We start from the raw sequence: 18,838 nt of genomic DNA on the forward strand, positions 1-18,838 counted from the left end.
TATGTCAACTAAGGTCACGTTGCCATGGATACTTAGTTGGCAGCCAGTACCGTTGCGGGTCGTCTGTTCAGTTTGCTGGCAACAATTCGTGCCTATTGACCGGCTAACGGCGTGTCCAAGTTGTGGACGTGCTCAGAAAAAATTACAGCGGTGTCTGGATTGTCAACGTTGGCTTGAATTGGCATCGTTCCATAACGAAGCACTCTTCACTTACAATGACGCGATGCATGATTATTTTCAGCGCTATAAGTTTCAAGGAGATTATCAATTGCGGCGAGTATTTGCAACGGTGATACAGCAGGCCGTGGCTGAGCGGGATGCTGATATTTGTCTAGCAATTCCTGTCACACCAACCACAATGCAAACGCGAGGATTTAATCAAGTTGCGGGCTGGTTAGCTGCTGAACCGGCTCCAGTGATAACGACACGAGCGACCGCTAAATCGGTCCCCCAGTCGAAAAAGGGCCGGCAAGCACGATTGCAGACCCCTCAGCCATTCAGCATAGTAGGGAAGACCACGTTGACTAATCAGCATATTTTATTAGTGGATGATATTTATACGACTGGTCGGACGATTCGCCACGCGGCCGCACTACTTTTGGAAAACGGTGCCAAGAGCGTGACAGGGCTAACCCTTGCCCGCTAATTTGAATGGAAAGTGGCATTTGGATTGTTTATTGTAGCGCTTTCTATTATAATAAGTTTAAGCAAAGTAATTAAAGAGTGGTCCTTTAATTACTTTGGGTACACAGCAATGTGTGTGAAGGGAGAGAAGATCTATGCTAAATTTTAATATTCGCGGTGAAAATATCGAAGTGACCCAAGCAATTCGGGACTACGTTCAAAAACGGGTGGGTAAGTTACAGAAGTACTTTGACAAACAGGTTGACGCAATTGCCCATGTCAACTTAAAAGTTCACCCAGACAAGACGGCTAAAGTCGAAGTCACTATTCCACTTCCCTATTTAGTTCTCCGGGCAGAAGAAACTTCTCCTGATATGTATGCTAGTGTTGATTTGGTGACTGACAAGTTGGAACGCCAAATCCGCAAGTATAAAACTAAGGTTAACCGCAAATCCCGTGAAAAGGGTTATAAAGCGATTGACTTTGCAGCGACTGATGAAACAGTTGCCGCTGCCGACAATGATCAGGACGATAAGTTAGACGTTGTACGCACCAAACGAGTGGCGTTAAAGCCAATGGATAATGAAGAAGCGATTCTACAAATGGATATGCTCGGCCATGACTTCTTTATCTACGAAGATGCGGAAACGGATGCCATTAACATCGTCTATCGGCGTAACGATGGTCGTTATGGTTTGATTGAAACCGACGATAATCACTAATTTTAAAAGTGCAACTTATGAGAACTGGTCAGTTGGCCAGTTCTTTATTTTTGATCAGTAAGCCCGGTTTAGCCATTATTCATGAGAGTCACTCAGCCCAACGTGGCTCGTCAGAATTAAAAAGAGGGGGTTAGTGCTTGTGACGACGTTGTTAAAGACTAATATTTAGTTAAGGATGTAAATAAAGCGTTGAACGGTATCGGTTACATAGGGGCCTGTGGTTTTCATTACTAGTAAATAATGGTAAAATGACAGATGGTATTTTATTTTGAAATGGACAATTGAAATTAAAATTAAGATTAATTATTTGGAGAGGATACGTAAATGGCCAACATTTTAAAACGCTGGGTTGAAAGCGACAAGCGGATTATTCGGCGTCTGGATAAGATTGCTAATAAAGTTGAAGCTTATGCTGACGAATACGCCAAGTTAAGTGATGCTGACTTGCAAGCGAAAACCCCAGAATTTCGTGAACGGTACAAGGAGGGCGAATCGTTAGACGATTTGTTGCCAGAAGCATTTGCAACGGCGCGTGAAGGTGCAAAACGGGTACTTGGATTATATCCATTCCACGTTCAAATTCTTGGTGGTATCGTGTTACACGAGGGTGATATCGCTGAAATGAAGACTGGTGAAGGGAAGACCTTAACGGCCACCATGCCAGTTTATTTGAATGCGATCTCTGGTAAGGGTGTCCACGTTGTAACGGTTAATGAATACTTATCAGCGCGTGACGCGACTGAGATGGGCGAACTTTACAACTGGTTAGGAATGAGTGTCGGTATTAATGGGGCTGAAAAGTCACCAGAAGAAAAGCGCGCAGCTTATAATGCCGATATTACTTACTCAACGAACGGTGAAATTGGGTTTGATTACTTACGTGATAACATGGTGGTTTATCGTGAAGATATGGTCCAACGGCCACTGAATTTCGCAATTATTGATGAAGTGGACTCCATTTTAATCGATGAGGCGCGGACACCATTAATCATTTCTGGTCAGTCGGAAGGAACGACCGGGATGTATAAGCGGGCTGATCGGTTTGCCAAGACGTTAACCAAGGATGAGGATTACAAGGTCGACTTGGAATCTAAGACTGTTGCATTATTAGACGAAGGGATTCGGAAGGCTGAAAAGTATTTTGGCTTGGAAAATCTTTATGATACTGATAATACGGCGCTGAACCATTACTTGGATGAAGCCTTACGTGCTAATTACATCATGTTGAAGGATAAAGACTACGTGATTTCCGATGGTCAAGCATTGATTGTTGATTCCTTTACGGGACGGATCATGGATGGTCGGCGTTTCTCTGATGGTTTGCATCAAGCAATCGAAGCTAAAGAACATGTTGAGATTCAAGAAGAAACCAAGACAATGGCGAATATCACGTACCAAAACTTATTCCGGATGTACAAAAAGTTATCTGGGATGACTGGGACGGCTAAGACGGAACAAGAAGAATTCCGCGAAATCTATAACATGGAAGTTATTACGATTCCAACCAACCGGCCAATGATTCGTGATGATCGTTCAGATTTGCTTTACCCAACGTTACAAAGTAAGTTTAACGCCGTGGTTAAAGAAATTAAACAACTCCACGAAAAGGGGCAACCAATGTTAATTGGGACCGTTGCCGTGGAAACATCAGAGTACTTATCGCATCGTTTGGATGAGGAAAATATTCCGCACGTGGTTCTGAACGCTAAGAACCATGCGAAGGAAGCCGATATTGTGGCGAACGCTGGTCAACGCGGTGCAGTTACAATTGCCACCAACATGGCTGGTCGTGGGACTGATATTAAATTGGGACCGGGTGTTAAAGAGGTCGGCGGGTTAGCTGTCATTGGTACGGAACGGCATGAGTCCCGACGGATCGATAACCAATTGCGGGGCCGTGCTGGTCGTCAAGGTGATCCTGGTATGTCACAATTCTACCTCTCACTTGAAGATGATTTGATGCTACGGTTCGGTTCAGAACGGATCAAGAACTTCTTACAACGGATGAACGTTGAAGATGATGATGCGGTCATTCAATCACGGATGATTACCCGCCAAGTTGAATCAGCTCAAAAACGGGTTGAAGGGAATAACTATGATTCCCGGAAGAACGTTTTACAATATGATGATGTCATGCGGGCACAACGTGAAGTGATTTACGGTGAGCGCCAACAAGTCATTATGGAAGAAAAATCCTTAAAGCCGGTCATTATGCCAATGATCAAGCGGACTGTCGAACGAACGGTTCAACTTCACATGCAGGGTGATTCCAAGGATTGGGATTTGGATGCGGTCGTTGATTTTGCCCAAGCAGCAATGGTCAAGGAAGACTCGATTAGTGTGGCTGATTTAAAGGGTAAGTCACCGGCGGAGGTTGAGGCTTACTTGATGGACCGCGTTGATAAGATTTATGCTGATAAGGCTAAACAGCTTTACGATGCTGGTCAGATGCTAGAATTTGAAAAAGTCGTGATTTTACGAGTGGTCGATTCACATTGGACTGACCATATTGATGCGATGGATCAATTACGGCAATCGATCGGCTTACGGGGCTATGGTCAGTTGAATCCATTAGTTGAATACCAACGTGATGGTTATCAGATGTTTGAAGAAATGGTTGCAGATATTGATTACGATACGACCCGTCTCTTCATGAAGTCCGAAATTCGCCAAAATATTCAACGTTAAAATTTAACGTTAGTGCTAGCGAGTCTGAGACCAAGGTCTTAGGCTCGTTTTACAATTTTAATTGATATTAAATAATTAATAAATAAGTTGAAAGAAGGGTTCTTTGTGGAATTAAGTGAATATAAACACCTGATCGAAGAAATGCAAAGTGCTGTCGACGACTTTAGGGGGTCGCTTTGACTTAGATGCTTTGAACGAAAGCATTCAAGAAAATGAAGCCCGCATGGCCGATCCCGGTTTTTGGGACGATCAAGCAGCTGCACAGAAGGTTATTGATGATAATAATGTCTTGAAAGGCAAGTATGAGACGTTTAAACAGTTAGCTGATGAAGTTGGGGATTTGGCGGTCGCGTACGAATTATTAAACGAGGAACCAGATGCTGAGATGCAGGCTGAGTTTGAAACGGATTTCCAGCACGCCGAACACGATTTACAACAGTACCGGCTCAATCTGCTTTTAGATGGGCCCTATGATCGCAACAATGCCATTTTGGAAATTCATCCAGGAGCTGGTGGGACTGAATCTCAAGACTGGGGTGCCATGTTACTACGGATGTATACTCGATGGGCGGCCAGCCATAACTTTAAGGTTGAAACGGTGGACTATCAAGCTGGTGATGAGGCTGGTATTAAGAGCGTAACCTTACTAATTAGTGGTCACAATGCGTACGGATATTTGCGCTCTGAAAAAGGTGTTCACCGGTTAGTTCGGATTTCACCATTTGATGCAGCTGGGCGGCGGCATACATCATTTGCTAGTGTTGATGTGATGCCCGAACTAGATGATACGGTTGATGTTGACATTCGGCCTGAAGATTTAAAAATTGATGTTTATCGGGCCAGTGGTGCCGGTGGTCAACATGTCAATAAAACTTCTTCAGCAGTGCGCATTACCCATGTGCCAACGGGAATTGTGGTTGCCAGTCAGGCGCAGCGGTCACAATTACAAAACCGGCAAACGGCGTTGAATATGTTACGAGCGAAGCTATACGAGCGCGAAGAAGAGAAAAAGGCCAAGGAACGGGCTGCAATTCAAGGTGAACAGATGGATATTGGCTGGGGGTCACAAATTCGATCCTACGTCTTCCATCCGTACACGATGGTTAAAGATCATCGGACTAATTATGAATCACATGATGGCCAGGCTGTGATGGACGGGGACCTTGATCCGTTTATGGATGCTTATTTACAATGGAAATTAGCCCAGCGCAATCCGCAATAGATTTGCACATATACTAAGGTGACCTATCGTTGCGTAGGTCATCTTAGTATTTTTTTAGTCACTAGTCTTATAATATAGAGATATTAACGTGGTAATAGCACGACTAACGGAATTGAAACGTCGTTGGTCTCCTTCGGCAAAAATGCTATACTAACTTCAGAGTTTAACGTTAGGGGTCACGCACATGCAGGTATTAAAGATTTTTGAATTGTTTCTTTTACAACCGTTAGTCTGGTTAGGGTTGTTACGTAGCTATTTAACCGCTAAACGACGAGTCAAGAATGAGCGTCAGTATTTTCATAGTGCCATCAACCCACAATTAGTTGAAGTCCGTCACTTTTTAATGGATGGCTGTTTGTTAGGAATTCTAATGACCGCTATTAGCTTGGCATTGGGATTAGTGGTGGCTCCCATCTGGGTCGTAATTTACGAAGCGGTGGCAGCAATCAGTTTAATTATTATTCCAGGGGCATTGGCACCAGTGACGGCGTTTGGTTTGAGTTGGTTAATTTATTGGGCCATGAGTCCGGAACTAACTACGGTTGGTGGTGTTCTACAACGACACGGTTTTGCCACAACGAGCATGAGTGGTAGCTTAGTCGTGAACGGGTTGATATTACTGGCAATCGTTTTAGCTACTACGGCGATATTGTTACGTTGGCATGATCAGGATGGTCGTTCGCCACAGTTACAACCGGATCAACGTGGTAAACGGCTTGTTCGCTATCGGTGGCAGCAATTGGTGGTTTTACCAGTTGGGGTATTGATTCCTGGCGATTGGTTGCACGCAGTATTTAGCTGGTGGCCAGTTTTTATGGTTGGTGAACGGTCCTTTAGTATTTTATTGTTACCTTTGTTAATTGGGACAAGCGTTCGAGTTTATAAACAGTTGCCACAAATTGCGTGGCGTCAATTAGCAAGTCGCTTTAGTTGGGTTGCAGTGGTTAGTGTATTGGTTGCAATTATTGCACGTTTTGCGGCACTCAGTCCGCAGTGGCTCCTGGCACTGATGGGGTTGGTTGTGGTGCTAACTTGGGGAATCTTAGCACAGCACCGGTATCATGATCGTCATCAGCAGTTTCGATACGCGGATACGGAGCAAGGGGTGCGAGTAATTGGTTTAAGACCACACACACCGGCTGATAAATTAAACCTCGATTTAGGGGATATTATCTTGGAGTGTAATCGGCAACCGGTTAATACGGAGGCCCAATTTTATGCGGCTTTACTTAAAAGTCCGACATATGTTCATTTAAAAGTGCGTAATCGGCAACAGGAATTGATTATTACCGAAACGGCGATCTATAATGGCGCCCCACACGAGTTAGGAATTGTGTTATTCACTGATCTGGAGGATTAATGACCATGGATAAGATTTTAGTGGTAGACGATGAGCCGGCTATCGTGACGTTATTATCATATAACTTGAAGCAGGCGGGGTATGAAGTTGTGACAGCGACGAATGGTGCGGACGCGTTGTCCTTAGGTTTAGCTCAATCATTTACTTGTATTTTATTAGATTTAATGTTGCCTAAGCTCGATGGGATGGAAGTCACTAAAAAGTTACGGCAAGAGAAAGTTCAGACACCGATCATTATCGTGACGGCTAAAAATGATGAATTTGATAAAGTATTCGGCCTAGAATTAGGTGCGGATGACTATATTACGAAGCCATTCTCACCACGTGAGGTGCTTGCTCGGATTAAAGCTGTTATTCGGCGAACGACGCCAGATGAACCAGTGACACCACCGGCACCAGGGATACCTGCCAATCGTTCGGTGATGCTAGTTGGGGATTTGCAAATTGATCAAAATAAGTATCGGGTTGCACGTAATGGTCACAATATTAGTTTGACGCCTAAGGAATTTGAGTTACTGGTGTACTTTGTGGAACGAGAAGGCCGAGTGCTTAGTCGTGATGCGATTTTAAACCATGTTTGGGGATATGACTATGCTAGTGAAACTCGGATTGTTGACATCCACATTTCACATTTACGTGAAAAAATTGAAGTTGATCCTAAGCAGCCGCGGTTAATTCGGACAGTACGAGGGTTTGGCTATGAATTTGTTGGTGACAACCATGCATAATCGCTGGCAACAGACAACCCGATTGTTACTCATGGAAAATGTATTGACTATCCTGATCGTGTTGGTTGTGTTACAGCATTTTTCGCCAATTAAGTGGTCTTGGCAATTAGCGAGTAGTTTAGGGTGCGCCTGGTTGGTTCTGGCAGTTATTGAAGGAATCATTGTTTGGCGGCAACAGAGTGAACGTCAAAAGACCATTGACCGCATGGAGGCCAAACTCCGCCAGATGAGTAGCCAACAGTTTCCACCACATATTTTATTACCCCAATCAGATCCGTTGTATAGTTTGGCGCAGGCTGTCAATCAGTTAGAAAGTTACCAGAAACACCAGACGCGACGTGCGGAATTGCAAGAAAAAGAATTAATGATGATTATGCGCTACTTACCCGTGGGTGTGATGGTTATTGATCATCGGCGGCAAGTTCAACTATCAAATCCGGCAATGAGTGAACTACTGCAAGTCTCTGTTAACACGGTGGCTCATATTTATACGAAAGACATTCAACTATACGCGTTGACTAAATTAATTGAGGACACGATTACTAGTGGCCATAATCAGCGGGCAACGATTACCTTGACACCGGCGCCCAATACGCAAGTGGTTGAGGCTTCGACTGTTTACATTCAAGGTAATCGGTCGCAATTTCAAATCGTCTTGATGTCGTACGATATTACTGAAGTGTACATGATTGAACAGATGCAAGATGATTTTGTCAGTAATGCGAGTCACGAGTTGAAGACGCCAATCACGGCAATTTCTGGTTTTACCGAAACCTTGCTAAGTGGGGCCAAGGATGATCCGGCAACTTTAGATCAATTTTTGCATATTATTGCTGATGAGAGTCAACGGTTAATTGATTTAATTCAAGATGTTTTATCATTATCGCGAATCCGGGCGCAGAATACGACACTGTTAACATTGGTGCCAGTAGCTGTTCGACCGTTGATTGAACAAGAACTCGTAGTGGTCCAACAGGCGATTGAACGACAACATTTAACGATCAATAATCAAGTTGACGCAGATTTAACGGTAACGAGTGATCCGCAGAAACTGAACCAGATTGTCAAAAATTTGCTAACAAATGCAATCAAGTATAACCGGCCCCGTGGGAGTGTAACGATTGCAACACTGGTCAGTCAGCAGACTTGGTCATTAATTGTTAAGGATACGGGAATCGGCATCAGTGCAGATGATCAACAGCGTATTTTTGAACGGTTTTACCGTGCAAGCCCATCGCGCTCACAGCAGCTAGTGAGTGGGACTGGGCTGGGACTGGCAATTGTTCAAGAATTGGTACACGCGATGCACGGTACGATTGAAGTTGTTAGCCAACGGGGTGTGGGGACAACGATGACGGTCACGTTACCGATATCAGCGGTTGAATAGGACCTAGTAGTGTTGGCCGAATTATTTCAGACTAATTTTAAGTGTCGCCAGTTGATGACCAGTGGGTGAAGTTTCTGGAGTGTGACAAGAAAGTATTGTGGCGACTTGTGAAGTTGGCTTGTAAATAGATGTTAGATCATACTAATTGATATAATTCGTGGATATAACGATTTTTGCGGTGCATGTCACCTGTGAAAATCGTTTTTTTGTGTGTTTTTCTAATAATCCTTTCATTATGAGGCTGCCAAGACGAAAAATAGTTAAAAATATATCGACGTTTACACAATCTTTACAAAACTCATATCAAGCATTTACACAAACTTTGTATTATTGATTATGAGCAATGGGTAGGAGGTATATTAGTTATGAAAAAAAGTCGGGTCATCCAATTAATCGTGTTGATTGTGATTATTGGACTAGTCGGGTTGGGATACACGCATCGTGACCGTACTAGCGCCAGTGAATCAATTACTGCGGTTGGATCAACGGCCTTACAACCACTAGTTGAAGCGGCCGGTGAGCAGTACAGCAGCAACCATACTGGTGTGTTCATTAATGTCCAGGGTGGTGGTTCTGGAACGGGACTTAGTCAAATCCAGGCTGGCGCCGTTGCTATCGGTAATTCTGATATTTTTGCCGAAGAGCAAAGTGGTATTACGGCTAGCAAGTTAATTGATCACCGGGTCGCCGTAGTCGGCATCGCCCCAATCGTTAACAAAAAAGCCGGCGTTACTAATTTAACGCAGCGTCAACTCATTCAAATTTTTACGGGTAAGGTGACGAACTGGCGTGAAGTCGGTGGCCGCAATTTGCCGATTACGTTAATTAATCGGGCACAAGGCTCTGGAACTCGGAAAACATTCGAGCGATATGCCTTAAAGGGAAATAAGAGTACGGATTCTCAGGAACAAGATTCGTCCGGACTAGCACGGTCAATTGTTGCTAGCACACCTGGTGCAATTAGCTACGTGGCGTTTTCTTACTTAGATCAGTCCGTACAGACCGTTAAAGTCGATGGGGTGCGACCAACAGAGCAAAATGTGCGCAACAATCGTTGGTACATCTGGTCTTATGAACATTTATATACGGGTAAACACCCCAACCAGTTAACTAAAAAATTTATTGATTATATTTTATCAACCGCTGTTCATCAAAAGTTAGTCAAGCAGTTAGGTTATATTTCGGTCCATGATATGCAAGTACAGCGGAATGCGGCCGGTAAAGTTTCTGTCGTGAAATGAGGGAGAGCGCATGGATAAAATTCGAGAAAGCTTATTAAAAAAATCAGTTGCCAGTAAAATCGAACGACGTGGTAAAGCCATCAGCCTAATCTGTTTAGCGCTGATTGTCGGGATCGTCTTTTTAATTTTCTATTTTGTTGCATCACGGGGGTTAGCGACTTTTTTTCAGAATCATATTAACTTATGGCAATTTCTAAGTGGCACCCAGTGGAATCCTGGCACAGTTGGAACGAACGGGCAACCCGCCGTTGGCGCACTGCCCATGATTGTCGGGTCATTTTTAATTACGATTCTTTCGGCCTTGATTGCAACCCCATTTGCCATTGGGACGGCCGTTTTTATGACTGAGATTTCGCCGCGCCGGGGGGCCAAAATTCTTCGGCCGGTAACGGAGTTATTAGTCGGCATTCCTTCGGTAGTATATGGTTTTATCGGGTTACAAGTGGTTGTACCATTTGTCCGGAACACATTCGGTGGTAGTGGTTACGGGATCTTATCCGGAACTTTTGTTCTGTTTGTCATGATTTTACCAACTGTGACATCAATGACCGCGGATGCACTGAACGCGGTTCCACGGTATTATCGGGAAGCCTCGTTAGCATTAGGGGCCACGCGCTGGCAAACGATTTATAAAGTGGTCTTACGGGCAGCAATTCCCGGTATGTTGACAGCGGTGGTTTTCGGCATGGCCCGCGCCTTTGGTGAAGCGCTCGCGGTACAAATGGTGATTGGGAATGCAACGTTATTACCACATAATTTAGTCTCACCAGCAGCGACTTTGACTAGTATCTTGACGATGGGAATTGGGAATACCGTCATGGGGTCATTACAAAACAATGCATTGTGGTCGCTAGCGATGATCCTGTTACTGATGTCGTTAGTCTTTAACTTAGTTATTCGCTATATTGGTCGAAAGGGGAAATTAAACAATGAACGCTAAACGCATTGATAAAATTGCGACTGGAATTTTATATGGAGTCGCGGCCTTTGTGGTCATTATTTTAATTGCCCTGTTAGGATATATTCTGATTCAAGGTGTGCCTAAGATTTCGTGGCATTTTTTAACGTCACCAGCGCTAGCCTTTGAAGCGGGTGGTGGGATTGGCATCCAATTGTTCAACTCCTTCTACTTATTATTCTTGGCACTATTGATCTCGCTACCTATTTCACTTGGTGCGGGGATTTATCTCAATGAGTATGCGCCACAAAATACATTGACTGGGCTCATTCGAACAACTATTGAAATCTTGAGTTCACTACCGTCCGTGGTCGTCGGTTTATTTGGTTACTTGTTCTTTGTTGTTCAGTTTAAACTAGGATTCTCAATTCTGTCAGGGGCGTTTGCACTCACCGTCTTTAACTTGCCAATTTTGACTCGGAGTATTGAAGAAGCCTTAGCTAATATTTCAGACAATCAGCGAGAAGCCGGTTATGCCTTGGGATTATCGCGTTGGGAGACAGTTACGAAAATTGTTGTCCCGGCCGCCTTACCAAGTATTATTACGGGGGTTGTTTTGAGTGCTGGTCGAATTTTCGGTGAAGCGGCCGCCTTAATTTATACTGCAGGTCAAAGCGCACCGGCCTTAGATTTTACTAATTGGAATCCATTTGATATTAGTAGTCCACTTAGTCCGTTACGGCCCGCTGAAACGCTAGCTGTTCATATTTGGAAAATTAATTCGGAGGGGATTATGCCGGATGCCAAGGCTGTCTCCGCAGGTGCTTCAGCCGTCTTAATTATTGCGGTACTACTCTTTAACTTCTTAGCTCGTTGGCTTGGCAAACGCTTGTACAAACATTTAACCGCTGAATAAAGGAGGCCGTTTTGATGGCAGATAATACAATGACAACGACACAACGTAACATTATGACGTTTGATCCAAAAGACCATGAAATTGCGCTTTCGACCGAGGACTTGCACGTGTTTTACGGTAATTCCGAGGCGATTTCAGAGGGGGATTTGCAGTTTGAACGGTATAAGATCAGTGCGTTGATTGGGCCCTCCGGTTCAGGTAAGTCAACTTACTTACGCTCACTAAACCGGATGAACGATCGGATTGCGACCGTTAAGGGAAAGATTATGTATCGGGATTTAGATATCAATAGTAACGATATCGATGTTTATGAAATGCGTCGCCATATTGGCATGGTTTTTCAACGACCTAATCCGTTTGCAAAGTCGATTTATGAAAATATTGCCTTCGCGCTGCGTCAACGTGGGATGAATAAAAAACAAGACTTGGATGAAATTGTTGAACGGTCTTTGCGGCAAGCCGCCATGTGGGATCAAGTTAAGGATGATTTAAACAAGAGTGCCTTAGCTTTATCCGGTGGTCAGCAACAACGACTCTGTATTGCCCGAGCGATTGCGGTTAAACCAGATATTTTGTTGCTTGACGAACCAGCTAGTGCGTTAGATCCGGTGTCTACAAGCCAAATTGAGGATACGTTATTAGAATTGAAGCAAAATTACACCATTATTATTGTGACCCATAATATGCAACAAGCATCGCGAATAAGTGATTATACAGCGTTCTTTAATCTCGGAAAAGTTTTAGAATATTCAGAGACTGGTGAGATTTTTACGAATCCCCAAGTGGATCTGACGAATGACTATATTTCCGGGAATTTTGGATAGGAGGACCGTTCATGAGTACAATTTTAACTACTGAGAATTTATCATTATTTTATGGTAAAAAAGAGGCCCTCAAAGGAATTAATATTGATTTTGATGACAAAGGCATTACGGCTTTGATTGGGCCCTCCGGCTGTGGTAAATCGACATTTTTACGTTGTTTAAATCGGATGAATGATTTGATTCCCAATGTTACGATTACCGGTGAAGTTAATTTTAATGGCCATAATATTTACGCACCAACGACGGATACCGTGCAGTTGCGTAAAGAAATCGGCATGGTGTTCCAACAGCCTAATCCGTTTCCATTTTCAATTTATGAAAATGTGGTCTATGGTCTACGCTTGGCTGGCGTTCATGATAAAGAACGGTTAGATGCGGCAGTTGAAAAAAGTCTGAAACAGGCGGCAATTTGGGATGAAGTCAAGGACCGCTTACACGCTAATGCGTTGTCGCTATCTGGGGGACAACAACAACGGGTTTGTATCGCGCGGGTACTGGCCGTGGAACCTGATATTATTCTTTTGGACGAAGCGACTAGCGCGTTAGATCCAATTTCAAGTCGAATGATTGAAGAGACCCTATTGAATTTGCGCCAAGATTACACTATCATAACTGTTACGCATAACATGCAACAGGCTTCACGAATTTCTGATCGAACGGCGTTTTTCCTGAATGGTGAACTGATTGAGGTTAACGACACGAAGCAGATTTTCATGAACCCGGTTAAACAAGAAACCAATGACTATATTTCGGGACGATTTGGTTAGGAGGAAAAAACCATGCGACGACTTTTTGATGATGAACTAAACGATATTGATGCAAACTTCACTGAAATGGGAATGATGGTCAGCGAAACGATTGAAAAGGCGGTAAAAGCATTTATTGATCATGACCGCGACTTAGCCCAAGAAATCATTGATAATGATGCTAAAATCAACCAACGTGAAGTCGAACTAGAACAAAAGTCATTTGAAATGATTGCGTTATACCAACCCGTTACTTCAGACTTACGGGAAATTGTCACCATTTTAAAGGCGGTTTCTGACTTGGAACGGATGGCGGACTACGCGCGTAACATTGCCCACGCAACGATTCGGGTCAAAGGTAATATACGTGTGCCAGAAATCGAAGCGGCTTTATCAGAAATGGGGAACCGCGTCCGTAAGATGGTCGAGGAAATGTTGGCCGCTTACGTCAAGAGTGATGATCAGGAAGCACGCCGGGTCGCTGCTAAGGATGCCAAAGTTGGCGAAATGTACGATCGAATCAATGAGAAGGGAATTTCCAAGATGGAACGTCATCCTGAGACTGTCATTGGTTCCACTGACTATCTCAATGTCGCGACTTATTTGATGCGAATCGGAGCGTTGGTGACTAATATTGGTGAATGGATCGTTTATTTGAATACCGGTGAAATCATTGAATTGAATCCGGAAAGTTCCAATTTAGTATAATAAATCATAAATAATTGCTTAAAGCCGGTCGTCTAGTTTGCAACCGGCTTTTACAATTAGTAAGATATGGTTAGACAATACTTATAAGGAGCGTCTAACTATGAAATCAAATACAAAACAAAAGTTAACCAAATCTAATAATCGAGTTTTTGCCGGCGTCCTTGGTGGCATCGCCGAATACTTAAATTGGAATGCAACGGTATTACGCGTACTTTACGTTATTCTAACCTTAATTACCCATGGCTTTGGTGTTTTGGTATACTTAGTATTAATGACAATTATCCCAAGTAAACCAGACAATACGGGCTTCTTCGAACAAATGCGGCAAAGTGCGGGTGAGCAAACTAAACCGCAAGCACATGGACGTAAAGAGATTCATAATGTTCATGAAGAGGATGATCCGCAGCACTAAGATTAATGGAGTGATTATAAAGTGGGCTTTTGGAAACGAATTTTAATTAACACGATCTTGTTTATTGCGATTGCGGGCTTTTTTCAGAGTAGCTTTCACGTTGCGAGTGTCTGGATGGCATTAATCGCCAGTTTTGTTCTTGCGATTCTTAATGCGGCCATCAAACCGTTCTTACTGTTATTGTCGTTGCCAATTACGCTACTAACATTGGGGCTATTTAGTATTGTTATTAATGGTTTTATGCTTCAAATGACGTCTTACGTTGTTGGTAAGAACAACTTCGGGTTTTCTAGTTTTGGCATGGCCATGGTCGTTTCAATATTGATGTCGCTTGCCAACGTGATTGTCTCTAACTTTTTCGCAAAAGACGGCGTTGATGGTGAATAAAGCGCTTTAAAGTGCTAAGATTAGAAGATAGAAATAATCCGTTTTCAGTCATAAAAGTGTGGCCGCTTGAAAGGGTAGCGTAATGGCGCGACTGGACAACGCGGGCCACACTTTTTTATTATTAGGAGGGATTCTTTTGGCAGAAAGTGTAACCGTTGCCGATTTGGTGAAAAATACGCGTCTGGAAGTTTATCATGGCGCTGACTTGTTAGAGAAAAAGGATATTACAACTAGCGATATTTCACGTCCGGGGCTGGCGCTGACCGGGTATTTCAACTATTATCCACGTGAACGGGTGCAATTGTTAGGAAAAACTGAAACCGCTTATTCGAAAAACATGAGTCATGACGAACGGTTGATGATTTTTCGCAAAATGTGCCAACTGACGACACCAGCGTTTGTTATCTCAACCGGGCTACCCGTTCCAAAAGAACTCGTGCAGGCTGGTGAGGAGAATGGGGTGCCGATTTTAGGCACGAAGATGACGTCATCTCGCATACTAAGTAATATGACGAATTACTTGGAAGGCAAGTTGGCTGAACGACAGTCCGTCCATGGCGTTTTAGTTGATATTTATGGCTTGGGTGTTCTAATTACCGGTGATTCTGGTGTTGGGAAGAGTGAAACGGCGTTGGAATTAGTTAAACGGGGCCACCGCCTGATTGCGGATGATCGAGTTGATGTTTATCAACAAGATGAACAAACCCTTGTCGGTGAAGCACCTGCAATTTTAAATCACCTTTTAGAGATTCGCGGCATCGGTATTATTGACGTGATGAATCTCTTCGGTGCTGGTGCGGTTCGACAGGATACTGATATTGATTTAATTGTTCACCTTGAGAATTGGACGCCTGATAAGCAATTTGATAGACTAGGAAATGGAGAACAAAATCGGAAATTCTTTGATGTTGAAGTTCCTGAAATCTCGATTCCAGTTAAAACTGGGCGTAACCTAGCTATTATTATTGAAGCAGCGGCTATGAACTTCCGTGCTGAAAGTATGGGATATGACGCGACGAAGGTCTTTGACGACAACTTGAATAAGTTGATCAAAACTAATTCCGTGCATGATTCTCACAAGTAATAAGGAGATGGCAGTAGCGTGAATACCGTTTTAGGGGCACTCAACCCAATTGCACTACGGTTAGGACCCATTCAGGTCCATTGGTACGGCGTCATTATTGCAAGTGCCGTCGTCATCGCGGTGGCCCTAGCTGTACGTGAAGGTCAGCAACGAGGGGTTCGGCCCGATGACATTTACGATATGATTTTATGGGCGCTTCCGTTTACTTTAATTGCTGCCCGTGCTTACTATGTGATTTTTCAGTGGTCGTATTATAGTCAAAATCCTGGCGAAATCATCCGGATTTGGGATGGTGGGATTGCCATCTATGGTGGGCTGATTGGTGCGGGAATTGTGGTCATCTTGTTCTGCCGATCACGATTTATTCCAACTTGGCTAATGCTCGATATTGCGGCACCAACAGTGATTATGGGCCAAGGTATTGGTCGTTGGGGAAACTTTATGAACCAGGAAGCCTTTGGACGGGTGACTAGCTTAAGTTTCTTGCAAGGGTTGCACTTGCCTGAATGGTTAATTAATCAGATGTATATTCGCGGTGCATATCGGCAACCGACATTTCTGTATGAATCGGTTTGGGATTTATTAGGCTTTGTTTTGCTGATGGTTACAAGACACCGGACACATTGGTATAAGCAAGGTGATGTCTTTTTGACCTATGTTGCTTGGTACGCCTTTGGTCGCTTCTTTACGGAGGGCATGCGCACTGATTCGCTCATGCTATTTAACGTTATTCGAGTCTCGCAAGCATTGTCCGTGGTATTGTTCTTTGGTAGCATTGGTTTAATGGTGTGGCGTCGGTATCATAATCCGGATAATCGCTGGTATTTAGCAGGTTCTGGTCAAAAAGTTGTCACCGAAAATAAGTAGATTAGAGGGTTTTTGAATGATAAAAAAAGTTGCCGTTCTAGGTGCTGGCTCATGGGGTAGTATACTGGCAAATTTGTTAGATGAAAATGGTCAGTCAGTGCGTTTATGGTCGTATTCGCCGGCCCAGGTCACGGAATTAAATGAACAACACACGAATCAGCGTTATGTTCCTGATTTTCATTATTCAGAGACATTGACGGCCTATTCTGACCTGTCGCAGGCAATTACTGGTGCGGATGTCATCTTGTTTGTCGTTCCCACTAAAGCGATTCGTGAAGTGGCTCAACAAGTGACCGCCGTGCTTGCAAAGACGCATGATCAGCCAATTATCGTACATGCCAGCAAGGGGTTAGAACAAGATACTCACAAGCGGTTGTCACAAGTTTTAGCGGAGGAAATTCCCGCTGAATTACGGCAAGCAATCGTGGTCCTATCAGGTCCTAGCCATGCTGAAGAAGTGGCTCGCCGAGATATTACGTTAATCACGGCAGCCAGTGCTGATGAAACTGCGGCTGAGTTAGTGCAGCAGCTCTTTATGAATGATTATTTCCGCATTTACACAAACACCGACGTGGTGGGCGTTGAATTAGGTGCGGCACTTAAAAATATCATTGCTTTGGGCGCTGGTGCGTTACACGGACTGGGTTACGGTGATGATGCGAAGGCCGCCTTAATGACTCGTGGTTTAGCTGAAATTAGTCGACTTGGGGTGGCGTTAGGCGCAAATCCCTTGACGTTTATTGGGCTATCCGGTGTAGGTGATTTGATTGTTACGGCCACGAGTGTCCATTCTCGTAACTGGCGAGCTGGTAATGAATTAGGTGCTGGTCAGGACCTCAAGACGGTGATTGATACCATGGGCATGGTTATTGAAGGCATTCCGTCAACTAAAGCAGCTTACGAACTCGCACAGCAACAAAATATCGAAATGCCCATCACTGAAGCGATTTATGATGTATTATATAAGAGTGCCGACATTAAGGAAGTCATTCCACAATTGATGCGGCGCGAGGGGAAACCTGAGATTCAGTAGGAATTTCCAAACTAATTTCACTATTTTTAGGAGGATTTATCACATGTCAAAAGTTAGAAAAGCCGTTATCCCAGCGGCCGGATTAGGAACACGGTTCTTGCCTGCTACTAAGGCGATGCCTAAGGAAATGCTACCAATCGTTGATAAGCCAACGATTCAATTCATTGTTGACGAAGCTCGTAAATCGGGCATCGAAGATATTGTTATCGTAACGGGTAAGAGCAAGCGTAGTATTGAAGATTACTATGATTCTAACCCAGAATTGGAAGACAACTTACGGGCTAAGCATAAGGAAGAAATGCTCAAGTTGGTTCAAGAAACTACGGACATCAACTTGTACTTTATCCGGCAATCGCATCCGCGGGGCTTAGGTGATGCTGTGTTAACGGCTAAAGCTTTCGTTGGTGACGAACCTTTTGTCGTAATGCTTGGTGATGATTTGATGGAAGACAAAGTTCCGTTAACGAAGCAATTAATGAATAGCTATGACAAGACGCATGCGTCGACGTTAGCTGTGATGAAAGTACCTCACGAGGAAGTTTCTAAGTATGGGGTCATTAATCCCGAAAGCGAAAAGGAACCGGGCTTGTATAACGTTAATAACTTCGTTGAAAAGCCATCCCCAGAAGATGCCCCTAGTGACCTCGCAATCATTGGTCGTTACTTATTAACACCAGAAATTTTTGATGTCTTGGAAAATCAAAAACCTGGTAAGGGTGATGAAATTCAATTGACGGATGCCATTGATACGTTGAACAAGACTCAACGCGTCTTTGCCCATGAATTTAAGGGGACCCGGCACGATGTTGGTTACAAGTTTGGTTATTTGAAGACAACGATCGAATATGGGTTAACTCATCCGGATGTTAAGGATGATTTACGGACCTACATTAAGGATCTGGGTGTTAAGTTGTCTAAGGAAGATAACGCAACACCTAAAGCAACCAAGAAACCAACTAAATAATAATGATTAAATAAATCAGCCGTGAAA

Annotated in this window: 19 protein-coding genes; all 19 read left to right on the plus strand. The window is 43.7% G+C overall.

Going from position 1 to position 18,838, the window contains the following annotated elements; translation table 11 throughout:
• The first annotated feature begins 1 nt into the window (after position 1).
• The 19 genes from LP667_RS02845 (at position 2) to galU (ending at position 18,811) form a co-directional block, all read left to right on the plus strand.
• Complete coding sequence (locus LP667_RS02845) at positions 2-646, plus strand: ComF family protein (RefSeq protein WP_056988355.1); 645 nt, start codon at positions 2-4, stop codon at positions 644-646.
• Between the two features lie 133 nt (positions 647-779).
• Positions 780-1,346, plus strand: coding sequence for a ribosome hibernation-promoting factor, HPF/YfiA family (gene hpf, locus LP667_RS02850; protein ID WP_021731206.1), 567 nt, complete (start codon positions 780-782; stop codon positions 1,344-1,346).
• A gap of 324 nt (positions 1,347-1,670) precedes the next feature.
• Positions 1,671-4,034 carry a preprotein translocase subunit SecA gene (gene secA, locus LP667_RS02855; protein WP_021731205.1) on the plus strand — a complete coding sequence of 788 codons (2,364 nt, stop codon included), beginning with the start codon at positions 1,671-1,673 and terminating at the stop codon, positions 4,032-4,034.
• A 105-nt stretch (positions 4,035-4,139) separates the two neighbouring features.
• Positions 4,140-5,256 (plus strand): peptide chain release factor 2 gene (gene prfB, locus LP667_RS02860; RefSeq protein ID WP_103127090.1). Its coding sequence is split into 2 segments (ribosomal slippage): positions 4,140-4,211 and positions 4,213-5,256, totalling 1,116 coding nucleotides; the frame shifts between segments, so codons are not numbered across the junction.
• A gap of 184 nt (positions 5,257-5,440) precedes the next feature.
• Positions 5,441-6,616, plus strand: a complete 1,176-nt coding sequence (locus LP667_RS02865) for an integral membrane protein (protein ID WP_021731203.1) — start codon at positions 5,441-5,443, stop codon at positions 6,614-6,616.
• Positions 6,616-7,344: a response regulator transcription factor gene (locus tag LP667_RS02870; protein ID WP_021731202.1), complete on the plus strand. Its 729-nt coding sequence runs from the start codon at positions 6,616-6,618 to the stop codon at positions 7,342-7,344. The genes LP667_RS02865 and LP667_RS02870 overlap by 1 nt, the downstream gene beginning before the upstream one ends.
• The gene (pnpS, locus tag LP667_RS02875; RefSeq protein ID WP_033609415.1) at positions 7,337-8,731 is read left to right on the plus strand and encodes a two-component system histidine kinase PnpS; all 1,395 of its coding nucleotides are present in this window, start codon (positions 7,337-7,339) and stop codon (positions 8,729-8,731) included. The genes LP667_RS02870 and pnpS overlap by 8 nt, the downstream gene beginning before the upstream one ends.
• 365 nt (positions 8,732-9,096) lie before the next feature.
• Positions 9,097-9,972, plus strand: a complete 876-nt coding sequence (locus LP667_RS02880; RefSeq protein ID WP_021731200.1) for a phosphate ABC transporter substrate-binding protein PstS family protein — start codon at positions 9,097-9,099, stop codon at positions 9,970-9,972.
• A 10-nt stretch (positions 9,973-9,982) separates the two neighbouring features.
• On the plus strand, positions 9,983-10,912 hold the full coding sequence (gene pstC / locus LP667_RS02885; protein ID WP_021731199.1) for a phosphate ABC transporter permease subunit PstC: 930 nt from the start codon (positions 9,983-9,985) through the stop codon (positions 10,910-10,912).
• Positions 10,902-11,786: a phosphate ABC transporter permease PstA gene (gene pstA, locus LP667_RS02890; RefSeq protein ID WP_021731198.1), complete on the plus strand. Its 885-nt coding sequence runs from the start codon at positions 10,902-10,904 to the stop codon at positions 11,784-11,786. The genes pstC and pstA overlap by 11 nt, the downstream gene beginning before the upstream one ends.
• A 14-nt stretch (positions 11,787-11,800) precedes the next feature.
• Positions 11,801-12,610, plus strand: coding sequence for a phosphate ABC transporter ATP-binding protein PstB (gene pstB, locus LP667_RS02895; protein ID WP_021731197.1), 810 nt, complete (start codon positions 11,801-11,803; stop codon positions 12,608-12,610).
• Positions 12,611-12,621: 11 nt separating this feature from the next.
• A complete protein-coding gene (pstB, locus tag LP667_RS02900; protein WP_021731196.1) occupies positions 12,622-13,377 on the plus strand; it encodes a phosphate ABC transporter ATP-binding protein PstB in 756 nt (251 codons plus the stop codon).
• A gap of 12 nt (positions 13,378-13,389) precedes the next feature.
• Positions 13,390-14,064 (plus strand): phosphate signaling complex protein PhoU, encoded by a 675-nt coding sequence (gene phoU / locus LP667_RS02905; protein ID WP_021731195.1) that lies wholly within the window; start codon positions 13,390-13,392, stop codon positions 14,062-14,064.
• 100 nt (positions 14,065-14,164) lie between these two features.
• Positions 14,165-14,476, plus strand: coding sequence for a PspC domain-containing protein (locus tag LP667_RS02910; protein WP_021731194.1), 312 nt, complete (start codon positions 14,165-14,167; stop codon positions 14,474-14,476).
• Between the two features lie 21 nt (positions 14,477-14,497).
• Entirely contained in the window at positions 14,498-14,863 is a 366-nt protein-coding gene (locus tag LP667_RS02915; RefSeq protein WP_021731193.1) for a phage holin family protein, read from the plus strand.
• Between the two features lie 136 nt (positions 14,864-14,999).
• Complete coding sequence (gene hprK, locus LP667_RS02920) at positions 15,000-15,947, plus strand: HPr(Ser) kinase/phosphatase (protein WP_021731192.1); 948 nt, start codon at positions 15,000-15,002, stop codon at positions 15,945-15,947.
• An 18-nt stretch (positions 15,948-15,965) separates the two neighbouring features.
• Complete coding sequence (gene lgt / locus LP667_RS02925) at positions 15,966-16,814, plus strand: prolipoprotein diacylglyceryl transferase (RefSeq protein ID WP_021731191.1); 849 nt, start codon at positions 15,966-15,968, stop codon at positions 16,812-16,814.
• Positions 16,815-16,830: 16 nt separating this feature from the next.
• Positions 16,831-17,847 carry an NAD(P)H-dependent glycerol-3-phosphate dehydrogenase gene (locus LP667_RS02930; RefSeq protein WP_021731190.1) on the plus strand — a complete coding sequence of 339 codons (1,017 nt, stop codon included), beginning with the start codon at positions 16,831-16,833 and terminating at the stop codon, positions 17,845-17,847.
• 43 nt (positions 17,848-17,890) lie between these two features.
• Positions 17,891-18,811, plus strand: a complete 921-nt coding sequence (galU, locus tag LP667_RS02935; protein ID WP_021731189.1) for a UTP--glucose-1-phosphate uridylyltransferase GalU — start codon at positions 17,891-17,893, stop codon at positions 18,809-18,811.
• The last annotated feature ends 27 nt before the right edge of the window (positions 18,812-18,838 follow it).

The organism is Lactiplantibacillus paraplantarum, from assembly GCF_003641145.1.
Classification (GTDB): Bacteria; Bacillota; Bacilli; order Lactobacillales; family Lactobacillaceae; genus Lactiplantibacillus; species Lactiplantibacillus paraplantarum.

Bases quoted from the DNA above. Each gene is read 5' to 3' on its own strand.
- LP667_RS02930 (WP_021731190.1), top strand. From the start codon at position 16,831: ATGATAAAAAAAGTTGCCGTTCTAGGTGCTGGCTCATGGGGTAGTATA.
- LP667_RS02910 (WP_021731194.1), top strand. From the start codon at position 14,165: ATGAAATCAAATACAAAACAAAAGTTAACCAAATCTAATAATCGAGTT.
- LP667_RS02845 (WP_056988355.1), top strand. From the start codon at position 2: ATGTCAACTAAGGTCACGTTGCCATGGATACTTAGTTGGCAGCCAGTA.
- pstB (WP_021731197.1), top strand. From the start codon at position 11,801: ATGGCAGATAATACAATGACAACGACACAACGTAACATTATGACGTTT.
- pnpS (WP_033609415.1), top strand. From the start codon at position 7,337: ATGCATAATCGCTGGCAACAGACAACCCGATTGTTACTCATGGAAAAT.
- secA (WP_021731205.1), top strand. From the start codon at position 1,671: ATGGCCAACATTTTAAAACGCTGGGTTGAAAGCGACAAGCGGATTATT.
- LP667_RS02865 (WP_021731203.1), top strand. From the start codon at position 5,441: ATGCAGGTATTAAAGATTTTTGAATTGTTTCTTTTACAACCGTTAGTC.
- phoU (WP_021731195.1), top strand. From the start codon at position 13,390: ATGCGACGACTTTTTGATGATGAACTAAACGATATTGATGCAAACTTC.
- pstC (WP_021731199.1), top strand. From the start codon at position 9,983: ATGGATAAAATTCGAGAAAGCTTATTAAAAAAATCAGTTGCCAGTAAA.
- pstB (WP_021731196.1), top strand. From the start codon at position 12,622: ATGAGTACAATTTTAACTACTGAGAATTTATCATTATTTTATGGTAAA.
- hpf (WP_021731206.1), top strand. From the start codon at position 780: ATGCTAAATTTTAATATTCGCGGTGAAAATATCGAAGTGACCCAAGCA.
- galU (WP_021731189.1), top strand. From the start codon at position 17,891: ATGTCAAAAGTTAGAAAAGCCGTTATCCCAGCGGCCGGATTAGGAACA.
- LP667_RS02870 (WP_021731202.1), top strand. From the start codon at position 6,616: ATGACCATGGATAAGATTTTAGTGGTAGACGATGAGCCGGCTATCGTG.
- LP667_RS02880 (WP_021731200.1), top strand. From the start codon at position 9,097: ATGAAAAAAAGTCGGGTCATCCAATTAATCGTGTTGATTGTGATTATT.
- pstA (WP_021731198.1), top strand. From the start codon at position 10,902: ATGAACGCTAAACGCATTGATAAAATTGCGACTGGAATTTTATATGGA.